General features: G+C 44.8%; 13 protein-coding genes. 8 read left to right on the top strand and 5 right to left on the bottom strand.

Annotation, left to right across the window (positions count from 1 at the left end):
* Nucleotides 1-286: 286 nt before the first annotated feature.
* The 3 genes from AB3489_RS08165 (at nt 287) to AB3489_RS08155 (ending at nt 3161) form a co-directional block, all read left to right on the top strand.
* The gene (locus AB3489_RS08165) at nt 287-601 is read left to right on the top strand and encodes a dehalogenase (RefSeq protein ID WP_368292510.1); all 315 of its coding nucleotides are present in this window, start codon (nt 287-289) and stop codon (nt 599-601) included.
* Nucleotides 602-614: 13 nt separating this feature from the next.
* Nucleotides 615-1955 carry a reductive dehalogenase gene (locus AB3489_RS08160; protein ID WP_368292509.1) on the top strand — a complete coding sequence of 447 codons (1341 nt, stop codon included), beginning with the start codon at nt 615-617 and terminating at the stop codon, nt 1953-1955.
* Between the two features lie 498 nt (nt 1956-2453).
* The gene (locus AB3489_RS08155; protein WP_368292507.1) at nt 2454-3161 is read left to right on the top strand and encodes a Crp/Fnr family transcriptional regulator; all 708 of its coding nucleotides are present in this window, start codon (nt 2454-2456) and stop codon (nt 3159-3161) included.
* A 137-nt stretch (nt 3162-3298) separates the two neighbouring features.
* On the opposite strand, the gene AB3489_RS08150 is transcribed toward AB3489_RS08155, so the two are convergent.
* Nucleotides 3299-3565, bottom strand: coding sequence for an SHOCT domain-containing protein (locus tag AB3489_RS08150; protein ID WP_368292505.1), 267 nt, complete (start codon nt 3563-3565; stop codon nt 3299-3301).
* 394 nt (nt 3566-3959) lie between these two features.
* Between AB3489_RS08150 and AB3489_RS08145 the strand changes: the two genes are divergently transcribed.
* The 5 genes from AB3489_RS08145 to AB3489_RS08125 all read left to right on the top strand — a co-directional run bounded on the left by AB3489_RS08145 (nt 3960) and on the right by AB3489_RS08125 (nt 9419).
* Nucleotides 3960-4895 (top strand): diacylglycerol kinase family protein, encoded by a 936-nt coding sequence (locus AB3489_RS08145; RefSeq protein WP_368292503.1) that lies wholly within the window; start codon nt 3960-3962, stop codon nt 4893-4895.
* Between the two features lie 164 nt (nt 4896-5059).
* A complete protein-coding gene (locus AB3489_RS08140) occupies nt 5060-6049 on the top strand; it encodes a DnaJ C-terminal domain-containing protein (protein WP_368292501.1) in 990 nt (329 codons plus the stop codon).
* A gap of 176 nt (nt 6050-6225) precedes the next feature.
* Entirely contained in the window at nt 6226-8811 is a 2586-nt protein-coding gene (gene clpB / locus AB3489_RS08135; RefSeq protein WP_368292499.1) for an ATP-dependent chaperone ClpB, read from the top strand.
* Nucleotides 8812-8992: 181 nt separating this feature from the next.
* Entirely contained in the window at nt 8993-9202 is a 210-nt protein-coding gene (locus AB3489_RS08130; RefSeq protein ID WP_019226906.1) for a hypothetical protein, read from the top strand.
* A gap of 19 nt (nt 9203-9221) precedes the next feature.
* Nucleotides 9222-9419, top strand: coding sequence for a spore coat protein (locus AB3489_RS08125; RefSeq protein WP_015042626.1), 198 nt, complete (start codon nt 9222-9224; stop codon nt 9417-9419).
* Nucleotides 9420-9526: 107 nt separating this feature from the next.
* Here the strand turns inward: AB3489_RS08125 and ribE are convergent, their stop codons facing one another.
* From ribE to ribD, 4 genes are all read right to left on the bottom strand, one after another.
* Nucleotides 9527-9991 (bottom strand): 6,7-dimethyl-8-ribityllumazine synthase, encoded by a 465-nt coding sequence (gene ribE, locus AB3489_RS08120; RefSeq protein ID WP_015042627.1) that lies wholly within the window; start codon nt 9989-9991, stop codon nt 9527-9529.
* Nucleotides 9992-10129: 138 nt separating this feature from the next.
* On the bottom strand, nt 10130-11347 hold the full coding sequence (locus AB3489_RS08115) for a bifunctional 3,4-dihydroxy-2-butanone-4-phosphate synthase/GTP cyclohydrolase II (protein WP_019226905.1): 1218 nt from the start codon (nt 11345-11347) through the stop codon (nt 10130-10132).
* A 41-nt stretch (nt 11348-11388) separates the two neighbouring features.
* Nucleotides 11389-12042 (bottom strand): riboflavin synthase, encoded by a 654-nt coding sequence (locus tag AB3489_RS08110; RefSeq protein ID WP_019226904.1) that lies wholly within the window; start codon nt 12040-12042, stop codon nt 11389-11391.
* On the bottom strand, nt 12042-13187 hold the full coding sequence (gene ribD, locus AB3489_RS08105) for a bifunctional diaminohydroxyphosphoribosylaminopyrimidine deaminase/5-amino-6-(5-phosphoribosylamino)uracil reductase RibD (protein WP_019226903.1): 1146 nt from the start codon (nt 13185-13187) through the stop codon (nt 12042-12044). Before ribD ends, AB3489_RS08110 begins: the two co-directional genes overlap by 1 nt.
* Between the last annotated feature and the right edge of the window lie 160 nt (nt 13188-13347).

Genomic DNA, 13347 nt, shown 5'->3' with positions numbered 1-13347 from the left:
TAAAATATCAGTAATTTAGATATCTATCAGTTTTTATTTCCCATAAGCATCAATTATGAGTTGCCATGACTTATATTTGAACTTAACGATCGATGGGAAAGCTAGGATGTCGCTGTATGACGCTACATCCTAGCTTTATTTATTTTAAAAAAAAGTTCCTGTATTTGAAAAATAATCAGCAATTAGTGGCCACTAAGAGAAATCATGTATTACAGAGATATAATACTAGTGATTCGAGATTGTTTTATAGACTCGATGTGAAAAAGTATGGAAAGGGGGTGTTAAAGTGTTGAATGTAGTTCTCATTTTTATTGTTGGAATGCTTTTTTTAGCAGGTATTTTAGCCTTGAGACCTTACGCAAATAAGGCGGACAAAAAGAAAACTGTGCTTAATTGGTCTCTGTATTTGATATGGTTTCTAATTACTTGTATCGGGTTATCTTTCATTGTCCTTAATGCTCGGATTGGTCATGTCAAAGCTACAAGTACCGGAATCTTTCTCTTCTTTGGGTTATCTGTCATCATCGGAATCGTATTAGCAAGATTAGTGGGATTGATAGGTCAAGGTAAGAAACAGAAAAGTCCAAATTTGACGAGTTAAGAGGTGAAAAGTAATGTTAAAATCTTTGGAACAAGAAAAAAAACAGCAGGAACAAGGATCCCAAATGAACCGACGTAAATTTTTGAAGGCAGGGGCTGCTTCTGCACTGGCGGCAGGGATTGTTGGCGCAATCGGAGTTTTGCCGGTAGAAGCTATGGCAAGCCAGACAGGTTCTCAAAACGGAGCCAAATCCAAGCTGCACCCCAATGTAGATTATGGTGGCGCTAGTGTCCGATTTGTTGAGAATAACGATCAATGGCTCGGAACTTCAAAGATCGTTGGACCTATTAAAAAGACCCATGAAGCGGACACAGGATTCAGTTATGCGATGCGCGGCAAACTTTCACCCCAGGCTCGTATAGAATCCAGTGGTTTTCATTTCGTTACTAAGCATCCTTTCAATGCCGCAATTGTGGGTTTTCTGGGTGCTATCAGTCCAGACACACTGGTTAGCGGTAAGCCGTCTCCTGAAAAGCTGTCGATTCCTGATCCTGCACAAATGTCCCAACACATTAAGGATTGTGCGTATTTTTTGCGGGCTGACGAAGTTGGGATCGGTAAGATGCCCCCTTATGCGTATTATAGTTATAGGAACCCTAGTCAGGATGATTTGTTTAAGGATGATTTATCTAAGTCAATTCCCGTCACGGAGAGTCTACCCTATGTGATTACTTTTGTAGTTGACCAGCATTTGGAAACGATGTTAGGTTCGACTGGATATGATGGTATCAGTGCTGGCCAATCCTTTCGCTCATACCATGCATCTGCTGTTATTGCTGTCATCTTAGCGAGTTATATTCGTAACCTGGGTTATAATGCCAGAGCACAGCATGCTGGCAACTTCGAATTAGTCTTGGGCCCCTGCCTCATAGCATCGGGATTGGGTGAACTATCCAGAACAGGTGACTGTACGATTCATCCCCGGCTGGGATTTCGCCATAAGGGCGGAGCTGTAACCACGGATTTGCCGCTCGTTCCTGATAACCCTATTGATTTTGGCTTGCTAGACTTTTGCCGGGTATGTGGCAAATGTGCCGAAAATTGCCCTGGAGGTGCAATCACTTTTGATAAAGATCCAGTTGAGCATAATGGTTACCTGCGTTGGAACAGTGACTGGAAAAAATGTACAGAATTCCGGTCAACGAATAAAGAAGGCTCTTCCTGCGGCATGTGTATGAAGGTATGCCCCTGGGACTCTAAAGAAAACTCCTGGTTCCATGATGCAGGTACATGGATCGGCAGTAAAGGTGAGACCTCATCCAGATTACTCAAACAGATTGATGATATGTTTGGCTATGGAACGGAACAAATTGAGAAATTCAAATGGTGGCTGGAATGGCCCGAGAGGTATTAGCTGCTAAGCAATAATAAGTTCAGTTTCCTTATTAGGTATATCTTTAAGCGGCTGGAGCTTCATCTTGCCGCTTAAAGATATATGAAAACAGATGTTCATTACATTAAAAATATTATGGAGATCCAAGCGTCATTTGAGAAAATCCTCCTTCTTTTTATAATGACTTTTTTGTTTTCAGCAAATAGACTACGCACAACCTATTATAATTAAATATTAGAAAACTAGGCTTAAAACAACAAGAAAATTACCATAACTGGTATAATGAAAATAAATTACAAACCCAATAACTAGTACTTTGGAGGTTTGCTATGACAAGTATTATATCAGATTAGATTACTGCATTCTCATCCTGACGCTGAGGGTAGCCTGTGGCTACCATTGATAATATGCACTTTGATAAACTTCTATAATCTGGCATAACTATTTGAAGCGGTATTTAAAAAATAATCAGTATTAAGCCTAATAGTTTATATTTTCTCTTAAAAAGGTGGGAATACTTTGGAAAACAGGAAAATACCAGATAATAAAATAAAGATACCTATTATTCCAGTATTTGATCCCATTGAAGAGCTAAATATGTATACTTCCCTTGGAAGCCTGCATACTTTTATAAAGGGAAGCAAGATCATCTCGCCCGGTATACCTTTTTATAGTATCATTTATCTGATTTCAGGACAACTTGAAGCGAGTATAGTATCGCGGACTGGTGAGGAGAAGTATCTTTTTGAAATTTGTAAGAACTGTATTGGGGTGGCCATAAACCCAAATGATGATCATGAATTTCAAATTACTGCAGTAAAAGATTGCATTGTGTATTTTTTTACTTTAGATATGATGGTTGAAATATTGTCGCAGGATGCTAATTTATTAAAAAAATTCATCTTGAATATCGTACAAAAAGTTCATTACTTCGAGCATCAAGCAAGGGACTTATATCAATGCCGTTCTTCGTCTAGGGTATTCTCTTTTCTATATGATCTATGTCTCACAAAAGGAAAACGGGTGAATGACCATTATGAGTTGGCGGTTGAGAATATATCACAAAAAATGATTGCCAAAATAACAGGTACCCATCCTGTGACCGTTTGTAAATTGTTTACTTATCTTAGTAGAGAAGGCATCATAAAAAAGAATAAAAAAGTCATAAAGATTTACGATCTTAATAAATTATGTAACCTTATTGCGGATGAGGAACTAACGTATTAAATCTATTCATAATTATTAACATCTAAAATTACCCCGAATTAATCGTTATATTTTTAGGCTTCGATAATTAAAAATGCGCAAAGGTAATGTAAAATATCAAGGATTTTCCCTTGATATTTTATAATTATGATGTGCTTTTATTTCTCTAACTCACCTTTTCGGGTATTGTATTCTTCCAGATCGATTTCCCCTTTGGCATATCGTTCTCGTAAGATGGTCATAGCGCGGTCTTCCGGTTTACCGGAGGTGTTCTTTCTGTCCAAATAACTTCTAATAAGCCTAACTGCAAGATAAATAATTCCTAGCCAGAAAAGCAATTGGATGATCATGGCAACAAATCCCATCCAGGAATAATTTCCTCCCATCATCCAGCCTCCATCTGGTCCATACCAGCCTCGCATCATTTTTTAGTTACCTCCTTATTATATTTTCTAGATTCTTCCTATGGCATTAAAAAAATGAATGCCTGGTTTTGAGATTCTATTTTATTTGATGAAACCATTGTAATCAATATTTTGTACCATTTGGGCCTGATTTATGAATAGCCGCAGATCCGGGGAAGGAAATGGAATGTATGAATATGCTGCAGTTTTTTGGCAAGGATAGTGACTGAAGGAAAGCCAAAGAAAATTCAGGATTTTGATTCTGAATTGTTAGAAAAATAATTTCTTGCGCATAAAGGGAATTTCTCGGTATTAGCGAAACAATATGTTTGAAAACTAAATCACGTCAGCAGATGAACAGAGAAAAATGATCGAGAAAAAGACCGAGAAAGACTAAGATGATAGGAAGATGAAAATGAGCCAGCAAAAATCATGGTTTGCTGTTGTGAATCCCCGGTCAGCAAATGGAAGAACGCAAGGACTTTGGCCAGGGTATTATCAGCGGCTTCGTCAGGCAGGAATACAGGTGGATTATGCACTGACCTCCCGCTCCGGGGGAGGAACAGAAATAACACGTATGGCTCTAGACGAAGGGTATCGGAGGATAATTGCGGTCGGCGGAGACGGAACTGTCAATGAGGTGCTTAATGGTCTTATTGAGAAGGACCGGCTTGTTGCGGACGATATCGAACTGGCTGTTTTTGAACAGGGAACAGGCGGCGATTTTGTAAGGACAATAAAAACAGGCAAAGAAAAAGGTCTGAAAGCCTTGATCAGGATGCTGAAGGAGCCCAATATCATTCTTTCTGATCTTGGCCGAGTTGACTTTCTGAATTTTGAAGGGGAAGAACGGACACGTTATTTTCTGAATGCATCCAATGTCGGAGTCGGCGCGGAAGCGGTCCACAGGACCAATTGCCGGAGTAAAGCGATGGGCAGCAAGCTCTCTTATCTGACCAGTACTTTAGAAGCTGTTCTATCGTACAAGAGCGTCTGCGTTTCTCTGAAAATGGACCAGGATACATTCTGGGAAGGGAATATCTGGGGGCTTATGGTCTGCAACGGTCAATATATTGGCGGCGGAATGCGTATTGCGCCTGATGCCCGCCTGGATGATGGTTTGTTCGATCTGGTTGTGATAAAAGAAATGAAGCTGTCTAGGCTCTTTTCACGCTTTCCGCTGCTTTATAAAGGTCAACATATCCATCTTCCTGAAGTCCAAGTGTTCCGCTGTAAGGAAATTGCACTGCATATGCCGGATTCCATACTTTTTGAAACCGACGGGGAGATCCCGGGGGTATGTCCGAAGGCATACCGGGTAATCCCTAAGTGTTTGAAACTATGGGTATAAGTTTCCGTTAACATTAAAACCATACGGATGAATACGCATATAGACGAAGATTCTGCAAGGTCAGCTAAAGACAAATATATGTCTGACCAATATTGACCTTTAAAGGAATTTTGCATATAATACAATTAATGGGTAAGGAAAGCAGTTTTGAGGTGGTGAAGACAGTGGATTTTAAAGATTATTATCAAATCTTAGGCGTTTCTCCGGATGCAGACAATAAGGCCATCAAAAAAGCATACCAGGCACTGGCCAAAAAGTATCATCCTGATTTAAACCAGGGTGATAAAGCCTCAGAAGAGAAATTTAAGGAAATTAATGAAGCCTATCAGGCGATATCCGATCCTGCCAAAAGACAAAAATATGATGATTTAAGGGCAAACTACCAGCAATGGCAGTCGCACGGCGGCAGAGGGAATTCTTTTGACTGGTCGGCCTGGCAGGAATCACCGGGGAGCAACCGCTATACCCGTACAATGACGCCGGAAGAGTTCGCGGAAACATTTGGGGACAGAGGTTTTGGCTCTGATGCCGGCAGGGGCATGGGGGGATTTTCTGATTTCTTTTCCTCGATCTTTGGCATGGGAGCAGGCTATGCTGATGATTCCGATGATTATTATTCGGATAGGATCAGAAGACCGCAGGCCGGCAGGGACATTGAAGGTGAAATCAGTATTACGCTTGAAGAAGCCTATCATGGAACCAAACGGATGATTGAAGTCGGCGGCCGGAGAATTGAAGCCACTGTTCCGAAAGGTATTAAGCATAACAATAAAATTAGGCTCAGCGGACAGGGACAAGCAGGAGCGAAAAACGGAAACAAAGGAGACCTTCTGTTAACGGTAAAAATCATTCCACATCCTGTCTATACCCGGGACGGAGATGATTTGTCCGCCAACATCGAAATCGATTTCTTCAAGGCCGTACTTGGCGGAGAAGCCCGAGTCAAAACCTTAGGCGAAGATATATCCATCAAGATTCCTCCGCGCACCCAAACCGGAAAAAGTTTCCGTCTGAGAGGGAAAGGAATGCCTATTCTCAACAAACCGGGCCATTTCGGCGATTTTTACGCAAAGATTACGCTTGTCCTGCCCGAAGAGATGTCTGAGAAAGAAATGAGTACGCTTCAGGAATTAAGCCAGGAAAGAAACACCTGATTACTCCAGAGTTAGGTCTGCATGCCGCAATTACCGGCGTCAAGCGGAGCATGGAGGGCGCAATCTGCCGAAAGCGGTATTGTGGCATGCAGACCAGACCCAAATATGCTTACCTATTTATATATTCCGTTGACCTACCACAAATACCGGTATGTTAACTCAAAGGAGTGATACGCATGGCTTTTGATACCAACCGTTTTACCCAGAAATCCCAGGAGGCAATCATCGCTGCGCAAAACAACGCAGAAAGTAACCATAACAGTCAGGTGGAACCCGAACATCTGCTACTGGCCTTATTGGAACAAAATGAAGGCGTTGTGCCTCAGATTCTGAATAAATTAAATATTTCGCTAGCTAGCGTCAGCGAGAAGACCAAATCCAGCATCGCGAGACTGCCCAGAATGATGGGAGCGGCTTCTCAGTTGAGCATTTCTCCGAGAATGAGAACAGTACTGGTGAACGCCCATGACCAGATGGAACCGTTTGGGGATGATTATGTCAGCACGGAACATCTTTTGCTGGCCATTGTTGATCAGGCCGGCGGAGAGGCCGGAAAGACCCTGAAAGAAGCCGGAGTTACCCGGGAAGCCCTGCTGAAAGTTCTAAAGGAAATCCGCGGATCTCAGCGGGTTACCGGTCAAAATCCGGAAGGGACCTATGCTGCCTTGGAACAGTACGGCCGAAACCTCGTGACACTGGCCAGAAGAGGAAAACTTGATCCGGTTATCGGCAGGGATGAGGAAATCCGCAGAGTACTGCAGATTCTGTCCCGCCGGACAAAAAACAACCCGGTTCTGATTGGCGAACCAGGCGTAGGAAAGACGGCCATTGTCGAAGGGCTGGCCGAAAGAATCGTGCGCGGTGATGTTCCTGAAGCGATTAAGAATAAAGAAGTAATCTCCCTTGATATGGGCGCACTGATTGCCGGGGCCAAATACCGCGGGGAGTTTGAAGAGCGGCTGAAGGCTGTTTTAAAGGAAGTTGAAAGCCGCGAAAATATTATTTTATTTATTGATGAACTGCACACTGTCGTCGGGGCAGGAGCTGCCGAAGGCGCGATGGACGCCGGCAATATGCTGAAACCGATGCTGGCCCGCGGGGAGCTCAGGATGGTCGGAGCCACGACCTTGGACGAATACCGTAAGCACATCGAAAAGGATGCGGCGCTGGAAAGACGTTTTCAGACGGTGATCGTTGCACCGCCGACAGTCGAGGATACGATCTCGATCCTGAGGGGCTTGAAAGAACGTTATGAGACGCATCATGGCGTCACGATTACCGACAGTGCGATCATCGCAGCGAGTATACTTTCCGACCGCTATATCAGTGAACGGTTCCTGCCTGACAAGGCGATTGACTTGATCGATGAGGCAGCGGCCAGATTGCGGATGGAAATCACCAGTGAGCCGCAGGAACTCGACGATATCAAACGCAGAGTCATGCAGCTCGAGATTGAAAGGGAAGCGCTGAAAAAAGAAAAAGACAAAGCGAGTCAGGAAAGACTGGCCAATATTGAAAAGGAACTTGGGGACCTGAAGGAAAAAAGAAGCGCCCTAGAGGCCCAGCTTCAGGAAGAACGCGAAAAATTGGGCAATATTCACAAGCTGAAGGAAGATATTGACCGGACGAGGGTGGAGATTGAAAATGCCCAGCAAAAATACGACTACAATAAGGCTGCCGAACTTCAGTACGGCGTACTGCCCAAGCTTGAGAAAGAGCTGGCCGAACTTGAACAGCTCGTATCGGGCCGGGAGAATACGCTGTTGAAGCAGGAAGTCTCGGAAAGCGATATTGCTGAGATCGTTGCCAAATGGACGCATATCCCAGTCTCCAAGCTTCTGGAAAGTGAAGCCGAGAAACTGATTACGATGGAGGAAAACCTGCATCAACGGGTCATCGGTCAGGACAAAGCTGTCCAAGCGGTAGCTGATGCGGTCCGGAGAGCTCGTACCGGTTTGCAGGACCCGAACCGTCCGCTGGGTTCATTCCTGTTTCTCGGCCCTACCGGAGTAGGGAAGACAGAGCTGGCCAAAGCCCTGGCAGAATTTCTGTTTGATAATGAACAAGCCCTGATCCGGATTGACATGTCGGAATATATGGAGAAGCATTCCGTGGCCCGGCTGATTGGGGCCCCTCCCGGCTATGTCGGCTATGATGAAGGCGGACAACTGACGGAAGCAGTCCGCAGAAAACCGTACGCCGTCATTTTACTTGACGAGGTTGAAAAAGCGCATGGTGATGTCTTTAATGTTCTGCTGCAGCTACTTGATGACGGCAGACTCACAGACGGCCAGGGCAGGATTGTCAATTTCAAGAATACGGTTGTGATCCTGACCAGCAATATTGCCGGACAGGAGATCCGGGAAATGAATGAAAACCACAGCAGTCCGGAATTGATCCGCAAAACGATCGAAGCCGAGTTAAGCCAGTATTTCCGGCCGGAATTTATCAACAGACTTGATGAGATCATCATCTTTGATCCGTTAAAGAAAGAAGATCTTATCCGGATCGTGGAAATTCAGCTTGACCTGCTTCGGAACCGCCTCAAAGAAAGAGGACTTACCCTGACTTTAGCCGACAAGGCTTTGCACATGCTTACAGAAGAAGGCTATGATCCCGTATTCGGAGCCAGACCGCTGAAGAGAGTGATTCAGCAGCGGATCCAGAATCTGCTGGCTAAACAGATTCTGCAGGGTGAATTTCCAGAAGGCACCAAAATACTCGTGGATTATGACCAGGACTATCAGTTTAAGAAGATTTAACAAAAAAAACGATCGAACGAGTCTGAAACATTAATATAATAAAAACAACATGGGTTTTATCTGTTAAACCCATGTTGTTTTTATTATTATGACAGGGAATAATGCATAAATTCAGCTGTTTTTGTATATCCTGAAAATACTTAATTCTAAAATACTTAAGAATTTTGGAAGGTGGGATATCATGCAGCATAGTCAAAGTGAAATCAAGAAAATTCTCGATCAGGGAATGATAACAAGATCTTTAGTTGAAAGCGAAGTATCAATGAGGAAATGTGAAATGTTCAGTGAGATGGCTCACGACAGGGAAGTAAAAGCATTTTTTAAGGATCAGGCAAGCGCGCTCGAGGGATTAACCGGATTCCTTAAAAGTAAACTTGCTCAAATCATGTAGGAAGGGGATTATTAAGTTTATGAGTAATTTTTCGGATCTAGATATGATGTATGACTACGAAAAAGATGTCTCGGCAGCGGCTTCCGGGTATATGACATTTGCCACCAAAGCCTCGAATGATGAAATCCGGCACCGCTATCTTCAGCTGGCGAATGAAGCAAGCAAAGTCTATGAACGTCTTGGGAAACTTATTGAAAAATCCGGAGGATCGATCTAAGATTATTTGTTAGCAAGTGGAGATCCATGAGTAAAAAAGACGGGTAAGGTTATACAGCGGTATATCCTTCCCGTCTTTTATTTGCCTTGTTTTAAGAATCGATCTAACTACGCAAGCTGCTTAAACAGATTCGCGGTTTCAATCGCGGTTACGGCAGCATCAAAACCTTTATTGCCGGATTTCGTGCCTGCCCGTTCAATGGCCTGCTCAATCGTGTCGGTGGTCAGAACGCCGAAGATCACAGGAACGCCTGTTTCCAGACCGACATTAGCGACACCTTTGCTGACTTCGCTGCTGACATAGTCAAAATGCGGTGTAGCCCCTCTGATCACCGCGCCAAGGCAGATGACCGCATCAAAGCGTTTTTGTTCAGCGATCTTTTTGGCGGCCAACGGAATTTCAAAAGCACCGGGGACCCAGACGAGTTCGATATTGTCCTCATCAGCGCCATGTCTTTTCAGCGCATCCAAAGCGCCGCCAATAAGCTTATTTGTAATAAACTCATTAAATCTTCCGGCAACAATCGCAAACTTTAAATTCTCAGCTAACAGTTTTCCTTCAATGGTTTTCAAATGATATCCATCCTTTCTTTTGCAGCCTGTTCGGTCATATTTCTTTTAGGCTATTTGGTTATGATATTTGGTCTTTAGTTCTCTATACTCCTTAATGTCTTTGTCATTCGTCAATTAAGGATTGCCGGTTATTACCGATCAGCGAATATTGGTCAAAAAATGGCCCATTTTTTCTTTTTTAGTTGACAGGTAGTATTCATTTTCAGGTTTCGCGGGCATTTCGATCGGGACGCGTTCGGTAACTTGAATGCCGTAGCCTTCCAGACCTACGATTTTCTTGGGATTATTCGTCATCAGACGGACTTTGGTGATACCGAGATCAGCTAATATTTGAGCGCCGACGCCATAATCACGCAGATCAGGCGGGAAACCCAGCGCCAGATTTGCTTCGACAGTGTCTTTGCCTTCTTCCTGAAGTTTATACGCCTTCAATTTATTCAGAAGTCCGATTCCCCGGCCTTCCTGGCGCATATAGAGAAGCAGTCCGCGCCCTTCGCGTTCGATTTGCTGAATGGCTGCCGTTAACTGGTCCCGGCAGTCGCATCTTCGCGAATAAAAAACATCTCCCGTCAGACATTCGGAGTGGACTCTGACCAAAACGGGTTCCCCGTCGCCGACATTGCCTTTGACCAGGGCCAGATGTTCCTTGCCGTCAATTTTACTTTTAAAGCCGACTGCCTTAAATGTCCCAAATTCTGTTGGGAAATCAATACTTTCGGCTCTTTCGATAAGTCTCTCGTTCAGGCGGCGGTAACTGATCAAATCTTTGATCGTCACCATTTTCAGATTGTGTTTTTCCTTAAATTTCAGCAGGTCGTTCACTCTGGCCATTGTCCCGTCTTCATTCATGATTTCACAAAGGACCCCGGCCGGTTCAAGACCGGCCAGCCGGGCCAGATCGACCGATCCTTCGGTATGGCCGGCTCTGACAAGGACACCGCCTTCCCGGGCCTGCAGCGGGAAAATATGACCCGGTCTGCGCAAATCCTCCGCCTTACTATCTTTATTAATCAGCACTTGAATCGTAGCAGCCCGCTCAAACGCGGAAATTCCTGTGGTGCTGGTTGCGGCATCAACGCTGACCGTAAAAGCTGTGCCGTGGGGATCTGTGTTGTTCCGGACCATCAGATCCAAATCCAGTTCTTTAAGCCTTGCGGCAGTCAGAGAAGTACAGATCAAACCCCGGCCGTAGGTAGCCATAAAATTGATCGCGTCAGGAGTCACCTTGGAAGCAGCCATGATAATATCGCCTTCATTTTCCCTGTCTTCATCATCGACGACGATAATCATTTTGCCCTGACGGATATCTTCGATAGCCTCCGGAATGCTTGCAAAAATATTTTCTTGTTGTGTCATCTGTTTAAGCTCCTTTCGTCAGATAAAACGTTTGCTAAACGTTAGATAAAACCATTTTCAGTTAGAAATGCGAGGGAAATTTCCGTTTTGGTTTGGGGTGGGCTGTGGTCCTTTTGTAAGAATTTTGCTACATATTTTCCGATGAGATCGGTTTCAAGATTCACCGTAGAACCAACGCGTTTAAAGCCGAATGTCGTATGCTGAAAGGTGTGGGGGATCAGGGAGACGGTAAAAAAGTCATTCCCGGCATCAATGACCGTTAATGAGATTCCGTCGATGGCCACAGATCCTTTCGGCAGCAGGAAGGAGGTTGTCTCCGGGGACGTTTGAATTCGATAGATTTGAGCAATGCCGACCGGACTGATGGCAGTAATTTTTCCGGTGCCATCGACATGGCCGCTCACCAGATGGCCGCCCAAACGGCTTTGCAGCTGCAGCGCTCTTTCCAGGTTAACTTTTGTCTGCGGCTTTAATTCTTGAAGGTTTGTTCGCTGCAGGGTCTCGTACATAACATCGACAGAAAAACTTCCCGAACCAATGGCGGTCACTGTAAGACAGACCCCGTTGACGGCAATGCTGTCTCCGATTTGGGATCCCTTCAGCACAAGTGAAGCATCAATGGTTAATCTGGCGGAGTCTTTCAGCAGGTCTATGTTTTTTATTGTGCCCAGTTCTTCAATGATTCCGGTAAACATTATTTGTCACTTCCCATTTTATTGGTATGGTTATAGTCAACTGTCCCGGTAAAACTATAATTTCCTCCCAGTTTGCAGACCGCCAGTTGACTGACAGTTACTGCCTCGGACATGCTGGCGAGGTGCAGGCCTGAGAGCGGGGAGAAACCGGATCCGGCCAGTTTCGGGGCCAACATAAACATGATTTGATCAATCAGCCTGGATTCCAGCATTTTACCGGCGAGCGTGCCGCCACCTTCCAATAAGATGCTGTTTAAGCCTCCGGCCGCGATATCTCTCAGCAGGTCCGGCAAGGGAACCTGTCTCGACGTATCATACTGCCAGATCTCAACCTTGTCGGCAGCAAATGTTTCGCGCAACCGCAGCAGCTTATTCTCGTCAGCAGCCTTTGTTGTCGCGATGATGCAGCGGCTGGCAGATTCGTTCCGGAGGACCTGAGCGTTCAAAGGAACAGACAGGGAACCATCGACGATCAGCCGTACCGGGTCCCGGCCATTCTCAATATTGCGGCAGGTTAAGAGCGGGTTATCCTGAAGGACTGTTTGACTGCCGACCATAATGACGTCAAAAGTATTTCTTAACCCATGAACGAAATGTCTGGCCTCTTCCGAAGTGATCCATTTGGAGTCTCCTGATTCTACGGCAGTTCGGCCATCGAGCGTCATTGCAGCTTTATACAGTACAAAGGGCATTTTTGTGATAATCGCTTTCAGAAAAGGCTCATTAATTTTTCGCGCTTTTTCAGCCAGCAGACCGGTTTCGACAAGAATACCGGCATCCTGCAACTTTTTCACACCCTGACCGCTGACCAGCGGATTCGGGTCCGTCATCGCGACAATCACTTTCTTTACGCCTGCTGCAATCAGCGCATCGGTGCAGGGAGGTGTACGGCCGTAATGGGAGCAGGGTTCCAGTGTGACATAGACATTGGCACCTTCTGCGCTTGATCCTGCAGCATTTAAGGCATGGACTTCCGCATGCGGCGTACCGGCTTTCCTATGGTAGCCTTCCCCGACAATCTGCCCATCCCGGACAATGACACAGCCCACAAGCGGATTTGGACTGGTTCTGCCTACTGCCAGTACGGCAAGGTTCAGCGCGCGTTCCATGTAGTTTTTATCTTCTGTGGTAAAACGATCAGGCAATGGATGTACCCTCCAGTCATTAACAAGTTGCAAATAAAAATATAAATCATTGATAAATCATAGAAAAAATACTAGAAAGATAATAAAAAATGCCCGGAAATACTCCGGGCGTCATCATTCAGATCAACAGTCATTCAAAACAAGCAGGTGAGAGGCTACG

This window comes from Dehalobacter sp. TBBPA1, from assembly GCF_040931655.1.
Lineage (GTDB): Bacteria > Bacillota > Desulfitobacteriia > Desulfitobacteriales > Syntrophobotulaceae > Dehalobacter > Dehalobacter restrictus.
This window is presented reverse-complemented; position numbering and strand designations above follow the sequence as displayed.